This window comes from Streptomyces sp. NPDC047043, assembly GCF_040644055.1.
Classification (GTDB): domain Bacteria; phylum Actinomycetota; class Actinomycetes; order Streptomycetales; family Streptomycetaceae; genus Streptomyces.
The window spans coordinates 68817-86902 of record NZ_JBEYVO010000039.1; the positions used below are offsets into that span (position 1 = coordinate 68817).

Consider the following 18086-nt stretch of genomic DNA (forward strand, 5'->3'; position numbering starts at 1 on the left):
CTGGAGGGGCTTCGGCAGGACCGTCCTCGCTGATCCGGTCGGTGGCGACGAAGCCGGGGTGGATCGAGGCGAACCGGCTGCCCCGGGGCGCCAGTTCGACCCGTGCCGCGTCGAGGAGAGTGCGCGCGGCGGCCTTCGCCGCAGAGGAGGGGCCCCGGCGGGGAAGGCCCATCAGGCCGGCCGGCCAGTTGGCGTGCGCGATCGTGCCCCCGACCCACTGGCCTTCCATCTGCGCGACCAACGGGACAAGGCAGTTCACCACCACGCCGTGGTCGAGGGCCATGATCCGTGAGACGTCGGCCACGGACACCTGGTCCATGGACATGTCCGGTCCCTGGCCGACGTTGAGCAGCGCCACGTCCACACCGCCGAACTCCGCCACGGCGGCCGTCACCACCTCGGCGGCCACCCGTGGGTCCAGGGCGTCGGTGGGTATGTCCAGACAGGCGCTGCCCGCCGCGCGCACCTGCTCCGCCACCGCGGCCGGTTGGGCGGCCCGCCGCGCGGTGAGGACAAGGCCGGTTGCCGCCGGGAGCGAGCAGGCGCGCGACTTCCGCACCGATCCCCGACGAGGCGCCGACGATCAGGACCGTCCTGCCCGAGATCCCCACCACGCTGTTCCTCCGGTCGCAGGGACGACGTTCATGGCGAAGTGCCGGTCATCAGCGCCGTTCACACGGCCTCTCGGGCCGGCCGGTGCGGGAGGGGCAGGATCACGTCCACCCGGGTGCCGCGGCCCGGGGCGCTGTCGAGACTGATCCGGCCGCCGTGCAGCTCCGACACGGCGGCGACGATGGCGAGCCCCAGTCCGCTGCCCCCGCGGGCGCGGCTGCGCCCCTTGTCGGCTCGGTAGAAGCGGTCGAAGACGTGGGCGACGGCGTCCCCCGGGATGCCCGGTCCTTCGTCCTCGACCCGGAGCAGCGCCTCGTCTCCCGTGGTACGCACCTCGACGTGGCAGGGGGCGCCCGAGGGCGTGTGCATACGGACGTTGCCGAGGAGGTTGGCCAGCAGGCTCCGCAGCTGGGCCTCGTCGCCCAGGACGACCACTCCGGCCTCGATGTCCGGCCGGAACGGGCGCTCCGGCTCGACCGCGGCGGCATCGCGGCAGGAGTCGCGGGCGATCCGGCTGAGGTCGACCGGCTCCAGGTCCGCCTCGTCCTCCTCGTCGAACCGGGCCAGTGTCAGCAGGGACTCGACCAGCCGCGTCATCCGGTGGATCTCGGACAGCATGCGGTCCACGGCCTCGTCGACCGCGGCCGTGTCCGGCAGCGCGCCCCGCTTGTAGAGCTCGGCGTAGCCGCGCAGGGACTGCAGCGGGGTACGCAGCTCGTGCGAGGCGTCGGCCACGAACTGACGCATCCGCTCCTCGGAGCGCTCACGTGCGCTGAGAGCGGTCTGGATCTGGTCGAGCATGCGGTTCAGCGCCTCGGCGAGCCGGCCGACCTCGGTGGTCGGGGCGGTGGCGGCCACGGTGAGCCGCTGACCGAACTCGCCGGCCGCGATCGCGTCGGCGGTGTCCGCGGCCCGCTCCAGGGGACGCAGTTCGCGGCGCACCACGGCGGTGCTGATCACCGCCACGCCGGTCAGTCCGGCCAGCTCGACGGTCACGATGACGGCCGCGTCCCCGCTGACGACCCAGGCGAACGCGGTGGCGGCCATGGCGCACGCGCACAGGGCGGTGACGAGTGTGCCGAGCCGGGTCCGCAGCGGCCACCGACGGATCCGGTTCAGCACTCCGGCTCCCGGACGCTGTAACCGACGCCGCGCTGTGTGTGGATCAGCGGGGGACCCAGCGGGTCGAGCTTGCGCCGCAGATAGCTGACGTAGGTGGCGACCACGGTGTCGTCTCCGTTGAAGTCGTACGACCAGACATGGTCGAGGAGTTGGGCGCGGGGGACCACCCGTCCGCTGTGCAGCATCAGGTAGCGCAGCAGCCTGAACTCCGTGGGCGACAGGTCGACGGCGGTCCCGGCACGGCGCACGGTGTACGTGGCCTGGTCCAGTTCCAGGTCGGCCACCCGCAGGACAGGGTCGTCCCGGTCGGGGCGCCGGCTGCGGCGCAGCACGGCACCGATCCGGGCGGCCACCTCGTCGAGGCCGAAGGGTTTGGTGATGTAGTCGTCACCGCCCGCGGTGAGGCCCCTGACCAGGTCCCGCCGGGTGTCGCGGGCGGTGAGGAAGACGACGGCGTGCGACAGGCCGTCCGCGCGCAGACGCCGCATCACCTCGAAGCCGTCGCCGTCCGGCAGCATCACGTCGAGCAGGATCAGTTCGGGCAGGAAGTCCCGCGCCGCCGTCAGGGCCTCCTTCGCCGTGGCGGCCGTGCGGACGTCGTATCCGATGAACCGCAGGAACCGGCCCACGGTGTCCAGGATCGCCGGCTCGTCGTCGACCACCAGAAGCCGTCCGAGCAGCGGCGGCCCCGCCGCGCCGGACGCGGAGTTCCGGTCACTCATGTCGCGTGCTTCTCCTGTCGTGCATGCCGTGCCCCCGTGGTGTCGTTCGATCATGTCGGATCGCCGGGCCTCCGCTCCATGGGAGTTGTGTGTGAAGAACGGTTCCAGGAGGCCGTTCCGGCGGGGAGACGGGCGCCGGGTTCCTAGCGTGGATCACACAGATCCCTTTCCCTTCTCCGGCATCCGGGAGTATTCGCGTGTCCACGCTTCTGTACCGCCTGGGCCGTTTCGCCTACCGGCGCAAATGGTCCGTCATCGGCGCCTGGTCCGTCCTGCTGCTCGTGGCGGTCGTGGCCGCGCTCGGTCTGATGAGGCCGTTCGCCTCGGCCACCACCATTCCGGGCACCGAGGCCCAGCGCACGCTCGACGTGGTGCGGGCGAAGTTTCCCACCGACGACACGCACACCACCGGGAAGATCGTCTTCCGGGCGCCGGACGGCGCGACCGTCAGCGCCGGTGACAGCGCCAAGACCGTGCGCCGGACCGTCGACGAGGTCGCCGGCGTCCCGGGCGTGACCGCGGCCACCGCCCCTGATGTGAAGGCCGGAACCGTGTCGGCCGACGGCGGGACGGGCATCGCCCAGCTGACCTTCTCCACGAAGAAGGGCGACGCCCTGCCGGAGGCCACCCAGGCCGGCGTCGAGAAGGCCGCGGCCGAGGCCCGCCGAGCCGGGCTGACCGTGGAACTCGGCGGTGACGCGTTCTCCCAGAGCAAGGTCGAGGTGATGGGGCCCGGCGAAGCCGTGGGCGTGCTGATCGCGCTGGGTGTGCTGGTCTTCGTCTTCCGCTCCCTGCGCGCCGCGGTCGTCCCGGTCGCCACCGCGCTCGTCGGCGTGGCCGTCGGCGTCCTGGGCCTGATGTCCCTGACGAGTGTCGTCACCATGGACAGCACGTCGATCATCCTCGCCGTGATGCTGGGGCTCGCCGTGGGCATCGACTACGCCCTCTTCATCGTCTCCCGCCACCAGACGCAGGTTCGGGGCGGCATGGATCCCGAGGAGTCCGCGGGGCTCGCGACCGGCACGGCGGGCGGCGCGGTCGTGTTCGCGGGCGCCACGGTCGTGATCGCGCTGGCCGCGCTGTCCGTGGTGAACATCCCCTTCCTCACGGTGATGGGCCTCGGCGCCGCAGCGACCGTGGTGGTCTCCGTACTGATCGCCGTCACTCTGCTCCCCGCCGTGCTCGGCCTGATGGGCGGGAGGATCGCCACCAGCACGGTGCCGGTGCTGCGTCGCTCCACCGAGCGCGCCGCCCGCCGGACGGACCGTCCGGCCGCGGGCGTGCGATGGGCCACCCTGGTGGCGCGGCGCCGCTGGACCGTGCTCGTCGTGTCCCTGCTCGGCCTGGGGATCCTCGCCCTCCCGGCGGCCGGCCTGCGGCTCGGACTGGGCGGCACACAGGACCCCGACACCTCCGCGGCGCGTGCCCAGAAACTCGTCGACGACGGCTTCGGGCCCGGCTACAGCGGCACCCTCGTCGTCCTCGTCCAGGGTGGTGAGAAGGCGGTGGCGTCCGCGGCCGGGGAACTCACCTCGACCGTGAAGCGGCTGCCGGGCGTGGCCGCCGTGTCCCCCGTGGTGCCCGCGAAGTCCGGCGACGCCGCCCTGATCAGTGTCACCCCGGCCAGCGGCCCCGAGACGGAGGCCACCAAGGGGGTCCTGGCGGAGATCCGGCACGCCCGCGACGCCGTCGAGGACCGCACCGGCACGGCCGTCGACGTCACCGGCACCACCGCGGTCAACATCGACGTGGCGGACAAGCTCTCCGCCGCCCTGCCCGTGTACTGCCTGCTGGTGATGGGCCTGGCCCTCGTCCTGCTGATCGTGGTCTTCCGCGCGGTCGCCGTACCGCTGAAGGCGGCCCTGGGCTTCCTGCTGTCGCTGGGTGCCTCCCTGGGCGCCATGGTGGCGGTGTTCCAGTGGGGCTGGCTCTCCGGCCTGCTCGGGATCAAGGAGACCGGACCGGTGCTGAGCTTCCTGCCGATGCTGCTCGTCGGCATCCTCTTCGGCCTGGCGATGGACTACGAGGTGTTCCTCGTCTCGCGGATGCGTGAGGAGTACGCCCACGGACGGACGGCCGCCGACGCCATGATCCGGGGCTTCGGGCACGGCTCCAAGGTCGTCACCGCCGCCGCCCTGATCATGATCGCCGTCTTCGGGTCCTTCGTCTTCGCCGACATGCAGGTCATCAAGGGGATGGGATTCGCCCTCGGCATCGGTGTGCTGCTGGACGCGTTCGTCGTTCGCATGGCGCTGGTACCCGCGGTGATGGCCGTCCTCGGCGACCGGGCGTGGTGGCTGCCTCGGTTCCTGCGACGGGTCCTCCCGGACGTGGACATCGAGGGGGAGCGGCTGACCCGCAGGATGAACGGCGCCCCCTCGGCAGCGGTGGCGCCGCCCGGGCGGTCGGGCACGGAGCGGATCGCGGTCCGCTCCGGTGGCGGCGGTGCGTAGCCGACGTCCTCCGTTGGGCGTGAGCACCGGTCGTGCTCCCTTCGCGGAGCCGATCGGGTCGGATTGAGCCGACGCTCAGCCGACCGCGATGACCACGTGCAGGCTCCGCGGGCCGTGCACGCCTTCGACCCGGTCGAGTTCGATGTCGCTGGTCGCCGACGGGCCGGAGATCCACGTCAGCGGGCGGACCGGATCGAGCCGGGGCAAGGCCTGGGGCACCGAGGCCACGATCTGGTCGGCCGCGCGGACGACGCAGACATGCAGGTCGGGGACGAGGGTCAGGGCGCGGCGGCCTTGGCCGGGGCCGCCGTCCAGGACGATGGTGCCGGTCTCGGCGATCGCCAGGGCGCAGCCGGTGACCACGGCGTGGACGGTGTCGAGTTCGTACGGCGACAACGGACCGTCGTCGGGAAGCCGTTCGGCGTCGGTGGTGGCCAGCCACCCGGAAGGCAGCCCCGGCGGGACGGCTACCCGTCCGACACCGTGTTCCGCGAGGAGGTGACCGATCAGGGCCGGGAGTTCGGCCTCCGTGGCACGGTGGACGACGGCCCGGTAGTCGGCGAGGTTCTCGTGCAGGAGGTCGAGGACCGTGTCCGGCGCGTCGGGTGTATGGCTGACGAGGTAGTCGCGGGAGACCTCGGGGACGTCGGGCGCGTCGGCCAGCGCGCGTCGTACCCGGGCCAGAACCCGGTCACGGGAGGTGGCGGTCATCGGCGGTTCTTCCTCCACCAGTCGCGGAACGGTTCGGCGGGCATCTTCGGCAGGTCGCGGCTCTCGGTCCACTGCCGGGCACCGGGACCCGGAAGGCGGTTGGGATGCAGCCCGCGGGTCCTCGACGCGAGCCGTTCACCCGCCGCGAGCGCGGCCGGCCGGTCCAGTACCCAGCCCGCCGCCTTGATCGCGGCCTTCTCCAGCCTGTGCCCGGCCCCGCCCTGGTCGGCGACGCGCTCGCGCAGGTGCACCAGCACTTCGGGGATGTCGATGGCGACCGGGCAGACCTCGTAGCAGGCCCCGCAGAGCGAGGAGGCGTACGGCAGGGAGGCGTCGATCTCGCTCTGCGTGCCCCGGAGTTGGGGGCTGAGGATCGCGCCGATCGGGCCCGGGTAGACCGAGCCGTAGGCGTGGCCGCCCGCGCGCTCGTACACCGGGCAGACGTTGAGGCAGGCCGAGCAGCGGATACAGCGCAGGGCCTGGCGGCCGACCTCGTCGGCGAGCGTGTCGGTGCGGCCGTTGTCGAGCAGGACCAGATGGAAATTCCGCGGGCCGTCCTCGTCGGTCGTGCCGGTCCAGGTCGAGGTGTACGGGTTCATCCGCTCGGCCGTCGAGGAGCGGGGCAGGGTCTGGAGGAAGACCTCCAGGTCCTGCCAGGTCGGCACGATCTTCTCGATGCCGACGACCGAGATCAGCGTCTCGGGCAGGGTCAGACACATCCGCCCGTTGCCCTCGGACTCGACGACGACCAGGGTGCCGGTGTCGGCGACCATGAAGTTGGCGCCGGAGATGCCGACCTTGGCCCGCAGGAACTTCTCCCGCAGATGCAGCCGTGCCGCCTCCGCCAGCTCGGCGGGCGTGTCGGTGAGCCCCTCGGGCGCCGGGCGGCCCCACTCGCTCATCTCGCGCTCGAAGATGTCCCGGATCTCGCCCCGGTTGCGGTGGATGGCCGGGACCAGGATGTGCGAGGGCCGGTCCTTGCCCAACTGCACGATCAGCTCGGCGAGATCGGTCTCGTAGGCCCGGATGCCCGCGGCCTCCAGCGCTTCGTTGAGCCCGATCTCCTGCGTGGCCATCGACTTGACCTTCACGACCTCCGACTCGCCGGTCATCCTGACGAGTTGGGTCACGATCTCGTTGGCCTCGTCAGCGTCGGCCGCCCAGTGAACGGTGCCGCCCGCCGCGACGACCGACTCCTCCAACCGCACGAGGTAGCGGTCGAGATGGCGCAGCGTGTGGTCCTTGATCTGCTTGCCCGCCTCGCGCAGCTCCGCCCAGTCGGAGACCTCCGTGACGGCCTTCGCCCGCTTGGCACGGATCGTGTGCGTGGCGTGGCGCAGATTGCCGCGCAGCGTCTTGTTGCCGACCGCCTCGCGCGCGGCCTCGGGAAAGGCCGGCATTCCTACGAACGTCCCGCTCACTTCAGGGGCTCCTCTTCCGTGCTCGCCAGGATCTCCGCGAGGTGCAGCGGGCGTTGCGGGGCGTTCTGGCGGCGCAGCATGCCGCCGATGTGCATCAGACACGAGTTGTCGGCGCCGCACAGCACCTCCGCGCCGGTGGACAGCGCGTTGGAGACCTTGTCTGCGCCCATCGCCGCCGAGACGTCCGCGTTCTTCACGGCGAACGTCCCGCCGAAGCCGCAGCACTCCTCCGCGTCCGGCAGCTCGACCAGCTCCAGCCCCTTGACCGCCTGCAGGAGGCGACGGGGCCTGTCGCCCAGGCCCAGCATGCGCAGGCCGTGGCAGGAGGGGTGGTACGTCACCGTGTGCGGGAAGTACGCCCCGACATCCGTCACCCCCAACACGTCCACCAGGAACTCCGTCAGTTCGTAGGTCCTCGGTACGAGCGACGCGGCGGCGTCCGCCAGTTCGGCGCCGCGTCCCTCCGCGGCGGCCCTGGCGCCGATGCGCGGGTAGTTGTCCCGCACCATCGCGGCACACGACCCCGACGGGGTGACGACATGGTCGTATCCCTCGAACGCGCGGGCCATGCGGCGGACCAGGGGTTCGGTCTCCCGGCGGTAGCCGGTGTTGAACTGCGGCTGGCCGCAGCAGGTCTGCGCGGCGGGGAAGTCCACGTCCACGCCGAGGCGTTCGAGCAGCCTGACGGTGGCGATGGCGGTGGACGGGTAGACGGCGTCGTTGACGCAGGTGGCGAAGAGCGCGACGCGCATCACGCGTCCTTTCCGGTCGGCGAGATCCTGGCCTCGGCGGCGTCCCAGACGGCCGTGTCGCCGCGAGGGGCGTACCGGCGCAGGTGCTGGGTGTCGGCGACGAGCCGGCGCATCGCGGGCAGGCCGCCGACCAGGCCGGCGGTCCTGGCCTGGACGAGGATGTTGCCCATCGCGGTGGCCTCGGTCGGGCCGGCGACCACGGGCAGGCCGATGGCGTCGGCGGTCAGCTGGCAGAGTAGGTCGTTGCGGGAGGCACCGCCCACAAGGTGGACGTGGGTGATGTCGCGGTCGGCGAGTTCGGCGGCCTGACGGAGCGTGCGGCGATGGGCCAGGGCCAGGCTCTCGAGGATGCAGCGGACCACGGCTCCCCGACTGCCGGGGACTGGTTGGCCCGTGCGACGGCAGTACTCCCGGATGCGTTCCGGCATGTCGCCGGGCGGGAGGAACTCCGGGGAGTCAGGGTCGATGACCGCCGCGAACGGTTCGGCACGGGCGGCGTCGGCGAGCAGACTCGGGATGTGCGCGGGCAGGCCCTTGGCGGCCCAGGTGCGGCGGCACTCCTCCAACAGCCACATCCCCATGATGTTGCGCAGGTAGCGGATGGTCCCGTCCACTCCGCGCTCGTTGGTGAAGTTCGCGGCCCGGGACGCCTCGGTCAGGACCGGGCTGTCCAGTTCGAGGCCGGCCAACGACCAAGTGCCGCACGAGATGTAGGCGAAGTGGGGCTCCGTGGCCGGCACCGCGACGACCGCGGACGCGGTGTCGTGCGAGGCGACGGTGGTGACGGGCGTGCCCGTGGCGAGCCCGGTGTAGGAGGCGACGTGTGGCAGGACGACTCCGGCCGGGTCGCCCGGGGCCCGCAGCGGCGGCAGCAGACCGGGGTCGATGGAGAGACGTTCCAGGAGGTCCTTGGACCAGGTTCCGGTTCTGGCGTCGAAGAGGCCGGTGGTGGAGGCATTGGTCTCCTCGGCACCGATGGATCCCGTCAGCCAGTGGATCAACAGATCCGGAATGAGCAACAGGGAGCGGGCCGAGGCGAGCCGTGCGCCGCCCGCCTCCGCGGCGAGCTGGAAGACGGTGTTGAACGGCAGGTGCTGCAGGCCGGTGACCTCGTACAGTTCCGCAGGGCCGACCTGGGACCAGACGCGTTCGGCGACTCCGTCGGTGCGGCTGTCCCGGTAGTGGAAGGGGTGGCCGACCGGCGAACCGAAGCCGTCGAGGAGCCCGTAGTCCACGGCCCAGCTGTCCACCCCGACGGAGCTGACGCCACCGGCGCGGGCTGCCTCGCGCAGCCCGTCGAGCATGCCCTGGAAGAGGGCGAGGACGTCCCAGCGCAGACCGTCGGGCAGCTGGACGGGGGTGTTGGCGAACCGGTGGGCCTCGGTGAGGTCGAGGTTGTCCGGTCCGACCCGGCCGAGGATGACGCGTCCGCTGGTCGCGCCGAGGTCGACGGCCGCGAACGTGGAGGGGAAGGCGGAGGACGGCGGGATGGTGCTCACGTGGGGTACCTCCGCGGTGTGCACGGTCGGTTGAAGCAGGACAGGGAGTGGAGCGAGCAGTTCGGGAGAGGCCGCGGGAACAGGGCCGGAGTTCAGGGTGGGATGGAAGTCTCGGCTGAGGTCTCCCGCCGGGGCCGCGCCCGGGTCCGCCGTATCGACGCGACGGACCCGGGCACGTTCGCGGAGCGGTGACCGTCAGCGGAGGAAGGCGGCCGCGACACCGGCGTCGACCGGGACGTGCAGGCCGGTGGTGTGGGTCAACTCCCCGCCCGTCAGCGCGAACACGGCGTTCGCCACGTGCTCGGGGAGCACCTCGCGCTTGAGGATGGTCCGCTGGGCGTAGAACTCGCCGAGCTTCGCCTCCTCCACGCCGTACACGGCCGCCCGCTGGGCACCCCAGCCACCGGCGAAGATGCCCGAGCCGCGCACCACACCGTCGGGGTTGACGCCGTTGACGCGGATGCCGTGCTCGCCCAGCTCGGCGGCCAGCAGCCGGACTTGGTGGGCCTGGTCGGCCTTGGTGGCGGAGTAGGCGATGTTGTTGGGTCCGGCGAACACGGCGTTCTTGGAGGCGATGTAGACGATGTCGCCGCCCAGCTTCTGCGCGATCATCACCCGGGCCGCCTCGCGGGAGACCAGGAAGGAACCGCGCGCCATGATGTCGTGCTGGAGGTCCCAGTCCTTGGCGGAGGTCTCCAGGAGCGGCTTGGAGATGGAGATGCCGGCGTTGTTGACGACGAGGTCCACTCCGCCGAACGCGAGCAGGGCGGCCTTGAACGCGCCGGCGATCTGCTCCTCGTCCGTGACGTCCACGGTCACCGCGACGGCCTTGTCCGATCCGCCCAGCTCCTGCGCGACCGAGGCCGCGTTCTCGCCGTTGAGGTCGGCGACCACGACACACGCGCCCTCGGCGACCAGCCGTTGCGCGATGGCCTTGCCGATGCCGCTGCCGGCGCCGGTGACCAGGGCGATGCGCGTGGCGAGCGGCTTGGGCTTCGGCATCCGCTGGAGCTTGGCCTCCTCGAGGGCCCAGTACTCGATGCGGAACTTCTCCGACTCCTCGATCGGCGCGTACGAGGACACGGCCTCGGCGCCCCGCATCACGTTGATCGCGTTGACGTAGAACTCGCCGGCGACCCGGGCGGTCTGCTTGTCCTTGCCGAAGGAGAACATGCCGACACCCGGGATCAGCACGATCGCCGGGTCCGCGCCGCGCATGGCGGGGGAGTCCGGCAGGGCGTGCCGCTGGTAGTAGGCGGCGTACTCGTCGCGGTACTCGGCGTGCAGCACATCCAGCCGCGCGATGGCCTCCTCCAGCGGAGCGGTGGGCGGCAGGTCGAGGACCAGCGGCCGCACTTTGGTGCGCAGGAAGTGGTCGGGGCAGGAGGTGCCGAGCGCGGCGAGCCGCGGGTGCTCGGCACGGGCCAGGAACTCCAGCACCGGTTCGGAGTCGTTGAAGTGCCCGACCTGCGGCTTGTCCTGGGAGGCGATCGCCCGGACGTACGGCGCGAGCGCGGCGGCCCGCTCACGGCGATCGGCCTCGCTGAGCGCGCCGTACCCCTCGATGACGGGCCCGAAGGGCTCGGCCTTCCCCCGCTCCTCCAGGAACTTCTCGGCGGTCCGGATGATGTGCAGCGAGTTCTTCTCGCACTCCTCGGCGGTGTCACCCCAGGCGGTGATCCCGTGTCCGCCCAGGACCACGCCGATGGCCTGCGGGTTGGCGGCCTTGATGGCGGCGATGTCCAGCCCCAACTGGAACCCGGGCCGCCGCCACGGCACCCAGGCCACGGTGTCCCCGAAACACTCCGCGGTCAGCTTCTCCCCGTCGGCGGCGCAGGCGAGAGCGATCCCGGAGTCCGGGTGCAGATGATCGACATGAGCGGCCTCGACGAGCCCGTGCATGGCGGTGTCGATGGAAGGAGCGGCGCCCCCCTTCCCGTGCAGGCAGTAATCGAACGCGGCAACCATCTCGTCCTCGCGCTCAACACCCGGATACACATCGACGAGCGCCCGCATCCGATCCAGCCGCAGCACGGCCAGCCCCGCCTCGGTGAGCGTCCCGAGATCCCCACCGGACCCCTTGACCCACATCAACTCGACATCACCCCCGGTGACGGGATCGGTGTCGGTTCCCTTCGCGGACGCGTTGCCACCGGCGTAGTTGGTGTTCCGGGCATCGGAGCCCAGCCGACGGGAACGGGCGAGAAGGGCGGCGGCTTCGGGGTGGAGTGCCATGAGTGGATCTCTTCCTTGCTTGGTCGGGACCTTGCGGGTTGCGAGAGGTGGGATCAGGCGCCCCAGCCGGCCTGGGTGCCACCGACACGTTCGGTCGTGATCCGCTGCTGCCATCCCGAGGCGCGGTAGGCGGCGAGCGGGTCGGGACCGAGGCCCATCTCCTCGCGGACCTCGCGCAGCAGCGGTCGTACGTCGGTGTTGTACGCGTCCATCAGCACCGCGTGCGCCTCCAGCACGTCGCCCGTGCGCTGGGCGGCCGTCAGCGCCTCACGGTCGACCAGCAGTGCCTTGGCGGTGGCTTCCTGGACGTTCATGACCGACCGGATGACCGCGGGGATCTTCGCCTCGATGTTGTGGCACTGGTCGAGCATGAACGCCACGTTCGTCGCCGCCTCGAAACCGGCGTTCCGGGAGACCTCGTACAGGATGCGGAACAGCTGGAACGGGTCGGCGGACCCGACCATGAGGTCGTCGTCGGCGTAGAAGCGGGAGTTGAAGTCGAACCCGCCGAGCTTGCCTTCGCGCAGCAGGGTCGCCACGATGAACTCGATGTTGGTGCCGGGCGCGTGGTGGCCTGTGTCGACGACGACCTGCGCCTTGGGCCCGAGCTTCAGGCAGTGTGCGTACGCCGTGCCCCAGTCCGGCACGTCGGTGGTGTAGAAGGCCGGCTCGAAGAACTTGTACTCCAGCAGCATCCGCTGCCCGTCACCCAGACGGTCGTACACCGCGGAGAGGGCCTCGGCCAGCCGGTCCTGGCGCCCGCGGATGTCGTCCTGCCCCGGGTAGTTGGTGCCGTCGGCGAACCACAGCTTCAGGTCCGTGGACCCCGTCGCGTCCATGATGTCGACGCACTCCAGCAGATGGTCCACGGCCTTCCGACGCACCTCGGCGTCGGGGTGGCACACGCTGCCGAGCCGGTAGTCGTCGTCCTGGAAGGTGTTGGAGTTGATCGCGCCCAGTTCCAGGCCGCGCTCGGCGGCGTACTTGGCCAGGGCGCCGTAGTCGTCCACTTTGTCCCAGGGGATGTGCAGCGACACCTTGGGCGCCACGCCCGTGAACGCGTGCACCTGCGCCGCGTCGTCCAGCTTCTCGTGGGGCGTGCGCGGTACGCCGTCCTGGGCGAAGACCTTGAAGCGGGTGCCGGAGTTGCCGTAGCCCCAGGACGGCGTCTCGATCCGCTGGCCGGCGAGTGCGGCCTTCACCGCAGCGATGTCAGGCATGTCCACCTCAGGTCACGAAGGAGTCCCACGGAGGGACCGGGATTGACAAGCTATGAAACGATTCATTTTCGCGCTGGAAGGTAGCTTCTGTGGCGACCCCCGTCAACCGGCTCCCGGCGGCCCGACCGGGCCTCGTCGCGTCGGTGCGCCGAGGCGGTATCGACTGCTCGTCGATGGCCGAGTACTCACCTCTCGGCGGTCGTCGATGATGGTTCAGGCCCCTCGTTGGCGGGTTGAAACATTTCAATTCTCCGCATCGCTGCCGCTGTTCTCCAGGCAATAGAAACCTACTAGCATTCGGGATTCAAGGGTACGATCCCTCGTGTACGACGTCACGGCCACGTGGCGACAGGGATGCCCTCTCCGGAGTGCCGACAAGGAGCCGCCCGCCATGCCCAGTGCCACGTATGCCCTGATGGAGGGGTGGTTCCAGGACGCCGCCGCGCAGCGCGGGCCCATGAACCTCGCCGCGGACCGTGAACAGGCGGCCGGCCTGGCGGACATGTACCGCCCCCTGCCCGGTGTCGTCGACGAGCCCGCCGAGGCGCTCAGGCCGGGCTCGTACCTGATGACCCCGGACGGGGCCCGCGACGACATGGTCATCCTGTTCATCCACGGCGGAGGATTCCGCTCCGGGCTGGCCAGGGGGGCACGTGGGCTGGGTGCGCACCTTGCCCTGGCGACCGGGGCGCGGGTGCTGCTGCCGGAGTACCGGTTGGCTCCCGAGGATCCCTTCCCGGCGGGACTCGACGACTGCCTGGCCGCGTTCGATCATGCCGCCTCGCTCGCACCCAGGATCGTGGTGGCCGGGGAGTCGGCGGGCGCCAACCTCGCGCTCGCGGTGCTTCTGCGCCGTCTGTCGGAGAGGCATCCCGGCATCCTCGCGGGGGTGCTCTACGCGGGTGTGTTCGACCTGCGCAAGGAACGGTTCTCCGAGGGGAGCTGGACCGCCAACGCGGACACCGACCCGCTGCTGCCGGACGAACTCGGCCAGGCCATGCACGACGACTACCTCGCCGGTCACCCCGCGGACGACCCCCTCGCCAGTCCTGTCGTCGCCGACCTGACCGGTCTGCCGCCCCTGTTCCTCCAGGTGTCCGGCGCCGAGCGCCTCCTGGACGACTCGCTGACGGTGGCCGACCGGGCGGCCCGGGCGGGCGTCGAGGTCGACCTGGAGGTGTGGCCGAAGATGTTCCACGTGTGGCAGACGGCGGTCGGGTTCCTGCCCGAGGCGACCGAGGCGGTGGCCCGTACCGCCGCGTTCGTGCGGCGCGTCGCCGACGGCCGCTTCGTCGACGGGCCATCCCTCCTCGGCGGCCCGGCGAGCCTCGACGAAGTTCTGTGAGAGCGGCTCACCGGATGTGACGCTGCGAGGTGAGGCCGCTCGGTACATCCCTGGTCGACCTTTCGGGGCGGGCGGCGGTGCCCTCGCCCGTGAACGTGGGGTCGTCGGACCTGCGTCATCGACCGCGAACCCGGTGTCCTCGACCGCCTGGCGTCGCCACCGGCGGAGGAGGGGCGCCTGCGGGGCTGCCGCGTGCGTTGGGCTTGGAGCCGACCGGGTGCCACCTCGCTCGGAGCCGGCCGGGCGCCCGACGGCCGAAGCTGTGCCCATGGTGTGGATCGGCGGCGACTGCTCTGGATGTCGGAGCGAGACGTTGCGCTCGCCGGAATGAGCGGTCGGGGTGCCGGAGCCGGCCGTCGCGGAGCCGAAGCGGTCTCCGTGGGGTAAGTGGCCCGTCGGGAGCCTGTCCTTCCGGCCATGGCCCCGCAGCCCAAGCCTACCGGGCCTGGGAACCTCCGGCATCACACCCCGGCCCACCCCCGTACCCACCCCCCCCGCACCCCCACCGTATGACCGGCCGCTTGGACGCTGCGGCCACGAACTGGAGATACCCGATGACCGATCCTGACCTCGTACCCGCCACCGGGAGTGCCCGTTCGTTCGAGCACTTGTCGGTCGGCTCGACCTTCGCGGACATCGTGAACCACCCGGCGTTCGCGGGCTTCGGCGACTACATGGTGCCCTGGGAGTCCGGCGAGACCGCCGAGATCACCCGCCCCCTCACCGTCGAGGCTCTCGCGCCGCACCTGGGAGCCTGGGACCCCAGGACCATGGTCGACGGTCTCAACTTCCTCATCGACCTGGTCAACCAGGGCAGGACCATCTTCCATCCCCTCTACAGCGAGGGAGAGATCGCCGCCGAACCGGACAAGGCCGCGGCAGGCCTGTTCTTCGTCCCCGGCGCCCCGGGCAGGCCGCTCGCGTTGGTCGCCGCGGGCGGTGGCTTCACCTCGGTCGCCTCGATCCAGGAGGGCTTCCCCCACGCCAAGGCCCTGAACGCGCTCGGATACAACGTCGCCGTCCTCAAGTACCGCATCAGCAAGGACGGCAATGACGAGAGCGATGACAAGGCGGTGCCGCTGGCACGCGCGAACGAGGACCTGGCCCGGGCCATGAGTCTGCTCGCCGAACGCGCGGACGCGTGGGACATCGGCCTGGACGACTACTCGGTCTGGGGCAGCTCGGCTGGCGGACGGCTGGTGTCGAGCTGGGGCACTGACGGACCCTTGGGGGCCCGCGCGCACGGGTTCCACCCGCCCGCCGTCATCATCACCGCGTATCCGGGCACCCCGTTCGGGCCGTACTCGGCGTCTTTTCCGCCGTACTTCGTCACTGCTGCCGCGGACGACGAGCTGATCTCCGTGACCGCGCTCGACCACGTCGTCGACGACCTGCGTTCGCAGGGCGTCGACGTGGAGTACCGCAGAACCGATGCCGGCGGGCATGGATACGGTCTCGGCACGGGCACACCCGCCGACGGCTGGCTCGGCCACGCCGTCGCGTTCTGGCGCTCGCACTCCACCGCCGGCTGAGTACCCCGCGCCCTGCGTCCGGTCCGAGACTGTCGGACCGGCGCCGCGGGAAACGGCCGACGGGGATGCGCCGCGCCCTGTCAGCCGTGTGACCGCAGGTGTTCGAGGAGGAGGCTGTTGAGCGCCTCGGGTGCTTCCTCGGGGACCCAGTGGCTTACGCCCTCAAGGGTTTCGAAGCGGTACGGCCCGCTGACCCACCGCCCGGTGTCGCGTGCGGCCACTGGTCCGAACACGGCGTCGTCCGTGCTCCAGACGTACAGGGTGGGGAGGTCGATGACGCCGACAGCGCCGTCGGGCCGACCGGCTCGGTACCAGTTCAGCGCCGCGGTGAGAGCGCCGGGCTCGGACAGGTGGCGGGCGTGGGCGTCGGCGCCGGCCTGCGGGATCCTGCCCGCGTAGGCGGCCCGCAGCTCCTCGGCGTCGTTCGCGAGCATACGGTTCTCGGTCGCCGGCGTCTCCTGCCAGTCGATCATGTACTGGGAACGCTTGCGCTGGTCCTCGTCGGTGCCGAGGGCCTCGGCGAGAGCGGCGGGGTGCGGGGTCGAGACGACCGTCAGCGTGCGCACCCGACCGGGGTGGGCACCGGCGAACCACCACGCCACCGCGCCTCCCCAGTCATGGCCGACGAGGTCGAACGTCGCCCAGCCCAACTCCTCCGTGATCGCGACCACGTCGTCGGCCAGGATGTCGATGCGGTAGTCCTCGGGCCGCTCGGGGCGGACACCCGGGGAGTAGCCGCGCTGGTCCGGTGCTACGACACGGTGGCCGTGCGCGGCCAGCGCCTCGATCTGCCGTTCCCACGCACGTCCTGTCTGCGGGAAGCCGTGCAGCAGCAGCACCGGGGGGCCCTCGGGCGGGCCTGCCACGAGGGCGTCGAACACGCCGGCGGCGGTGGAGATGCTCAGCTCGTTCACGAGCCACTCCTTCATATGGATCAGTCGGTCGTTGCCGGTGACGGAGCCGGGACGCACAGGCCGAGAACGCCGGCTGATGGACGCCCTCCTGGTAGGAATCTCTGGCGAGCCGACCCGGGGTGGCGCGTGCATCGATTCCTCCGCGATGGTCGCCGCTGAGTCACGCACCTTGCTTCGGCTGTCGTTGCCTCTGTTCCCGGCATCGGTCGGAGCCTAGATCATCGGCCTCCGTCCCCCCGGGCCGGGCCACGAGCATCGGGCAAGGTTCCCCCTCCTTCATCCGCTGACATCCGCTACGGCAGGAATGCCGGGCAGGAGCGGATGTGTGATCGGGGCGCGGCGCGCCGTGGCCAAGGTGCTGGCCGAGGGGTACCTGCCTGCCGTAGACGCACATCGGACCACACACGGATCCCGGCGGGCTCTGGGACATCGACAGTTCCGCCATCGTGAGGTGACGGTCGGCCCACACCACCGACACACACGCGTGAAACTGCGCCACCTCTACCCAACCACACAGCAAGATCAAGCCGAGACAATCCACCAGGAGCGGAGCCCCGACACTGGGTGCCAGGTGACCAACCCCACGCTCACCCGTACCATTTCTGCTGTGAAGAGAGGAAATTCTGGCGCCGCCGGGGAATTCACCACCACTCCGCGGGCACCGCAATACCCGATCGAGTCCGTCGACAACGCCCTGAAGGTGCTGCTCCTGCTCGGCGAGCAACCGGAGCTGCGGCTGACTCAGGTGAGCGAGTACCTGGGCGTGGCCACCTCGACCGCGCACCGCCTGCTCGCCATGCTTCAGTACCGGGGGTTCGTGCGGCAGAACGAGCGGACGAAGCTCTATGGACCGGGCGCGGCGCTGACCGCGGTCGGTTTCTCGATCCTGCAGCGGTTCGACTTCCGCACCACGTTGCGCCCGCACCTGGAGCGGCTGAACGCCGAGGTCGGGGAGACCGTGCACCTGTGCCTGCTCGACGGCTCCACGGTGCGGTTCGTCGACGCGCTGGAGAGTCCCCAGGCGGTGCGGGTCGCGTCCCGGCTCGGTCGGTCGATGCCGGCGAGCTCCACCTCCGTCGGGAAGGCGATGCTCGCCCAACTGCCCGTCAAGGAACTGCGCGCGTTGTATCCGCGGGAGGAGCTCGAAGGGCTGACCGAGCGCAGCGTCCGGACGCGCAGCGTGCTGGAGGCCGAGCTCACGACCATCCGCAAACTCGGCTACGCCACCAGCCGCGAGGAGAGCGAGGCCGGAGTTTCGTCAGTGGCCGTCGCGTTCCCGGCCCGCAGTGTGCCGATGCATCTGGGTATCAGCGTCGCCGCCCCGATTCACCGGATGACCGCCGCCGTCCAGCGTTCCATCTGCACCACCCTGCGGGCCACGGTCGAAGAGGCCGCGACACTGCTGTACGGCTGACCGGCTGAGGGAGCGCGGGCGAACGCGCACGGATCAAGGTCTCGGGTGGCGGCCCGGGGTGACCGGCCGATCGGCCCGGCTCCGTCACCTCGGAAAACCGGCACCGGTCCGCCCGGCCACGGAGACGGAGTCCA

General features: G+C 71.1%; 13 protein-coding genes and 1 pseudogene. 4 read left to right on the forward strand and 10 right to left on the reverse strand.

Annotated features, from left to right (window positions below; all coding sequences use genetic code 11):
* Positions 1-85: 85 nt before the first annotated feature.
* The 3 genes and pseudogenes from ABZ880_RS44750 to ABZ880_RS44760 all read right to left on the reverse strand — a co-directional run.
* Positions 86-559, reverse strand: a pseudogene (locus tag ABZ880_RS44750) (SDR family oxidoreductase); the annotation flags it as partial.
* A gap of 113 nt (positions 560-672) precedes the next feature.
* Complete coding sequence (locus tag ABZ880_RS44755) at positions 673-1734, reverse strand: ATP-binding protein (RefSeq protein ID WP_361276215.1); 1062 nt, start codon at positions 1732-1734, stop codon at positions 673-675.
* Positions 1728-2456, reverse strand: a complete 729-nt coding sequence (locus ABZ880_RS44760; protein WP_361276218.1) for a response regulator transcription factor — start codon at positions 2454-2456, stop codon at positions 1728-1730. Before ABZ880_RS44760 ends, ABZ880_RS44755 begins: the two co-directional genes overlap by 7 nt.
* Positions 2457-2653: 197 nt before the next feature.
* On the opposite strand from ABZ880_RS44760, the gene ABZ880_RS44765 reads away from it, so the two are divergent.
* Positions 2654-4909 (forward strand): MMPL family transporter, encoded by a 2256-nt coding sequence (locus ABZ880_RS44765; protein ID WP_361276221.1) that lies wholly within the window; start codon positions 2654-2656, stop codon positions 4907-4909.
* Between the two features lie 75 nt (positions 4910-4984).
* Here the strand turns inward: ABZ880_RS44765 and ABZ880_RS44770 are convergent, their stop codons facing one another.
* The 6 genes from ABZ880_RS44770 to rhaI form a co-directional block, all read right to left on the reverse strand.
* A complete protein-coding gene (locus ABZ880_RS44770) occupies positions 4985-5620 on the reverse strand; it encodes an LUD domain-containing protein (protein WP_361276224.1) in 636 nt (211 codons plus the stop codon).
* Positions 5617-7041 (reverse strand): LutB/LldF family L-lactate oxidation iron-sulfur protein, encoded by a 1425-nt coding sequence (locus ABZ880_RS44775; protein ID WP_361276227.1) that lies wholly within the window; start codon positions 7039-7041, stop codon positions 5617-5619. Before ABZ880_RS44775 ends, ABZ880_RS44770 begins: the two co-directional genes overlap by 4 nt.
* Positions 7038-7793 carry a (Fe-S)-binding protein gene (locus tag ABZ880_RS44780; protein ID WP_361276230.1) on the reverse strand — a complete coding sequence of 252 codons (756 nt, stop codon included), beginning with the start codon at positions 7791-7793 and terminating at the stop codon, positions 7038-7040. Before ABZ880_RS44780 ends, ABZ880_RS44775 begins: the two co-directional genes overlap by 4 nt.
* Positions 7793-9283, reverse strand: coding sequence for a rhamnulokinase family protein (locus tag ABZ880_RS44785; protein ID WP_361276322.1), 1491 nt, complete (start codon positions 9281-9283; stop codon positions 7793-7795). The genes ABZ880_RS44780 and ABZ880_RS44785 overlap by 1 nt, the downstream gene beginning before the upstream one ends.
* Positions 9284-9487: 204 nt before the next feature.
* Positions 9488-11527: a bifunctional aldolase/short-chain dehydrogenase gene (locus ABZ880_RS44790; protein ID WP_361276233.1), complete on the reverse strand. Its 2040-nt coding sequence runs from the start codon at positions 11525-11527 to the stop codon at positions 9488-9490.
* Positions 11528-11580: 53 nt separating this feature from the next.
* Complete coding sequence (gene rhaI / locus ABZ880_RS44795) at positions 11581-12747, reverse strand: L-rhamnose isomerase (protein WP_361276236.1); 1167 nt, start codon at positions 12745-12747, stop codon at positions 11581-11583.
* A gap of 391 nt (positions 12748-13138) precedes the next feature.
* Here rhaI and ABZ880_RS44800 point away from each other — a divergent pair, with 391 nt between their 5' ends.
* Entirely contained in the window at positions 13139-14092 is a 954-nt protein-coding gene (locus ABZ880_RS44800) for an alpha/beta hydrolase (protein ID WP_361276239.1), read from the forward strand.
* A gap of 554 nt (positions 14093-14646) precedes the next feature.
* Entirely contained in the window at positions 14647-15624 is a 978-nt protein-coding gene (locus tag ABZ880_RS44805) for a hypothetical protein (RefSeq protein ID WP_361276242.1), read from the forward strand.
* Positions 15625-15704: 80 nt separating this feature from the next.
* On the opposite strand, the gene ABZ880_RS44810 is transcribed toward ABZ880_RS44805, so the two are convergent.
* On the reverse strand, positions 15705-16538 hold the full coding sequence (locus ABZ880_RS44810; RefSeq protein WP_361276244.1) for an alpha/beta hydrolase: 834 nt from the start codon (positions 16536-16538) through the stop codon (positions 15705-15707).
* 607 nt (positions 16539-17145) lie between these two features.
* On the opposite strand from ABZ880_RS44810, the gene ABZ880_RS44815 reads away from it, so the two are divergent.
* On the forward strand, positions 17146-17952 hold the full coding sequence (locus tag ABZ880_RS44815) for an IclR family transcriptional regulator (protein WP_361276247.1): 807 nt from the start codon (positions 17146-17148) through the stop codon (positions 17950-17952).
* The last annotated feature ends 134 nt before the right edge of the window (positions 17953-18086 follow it).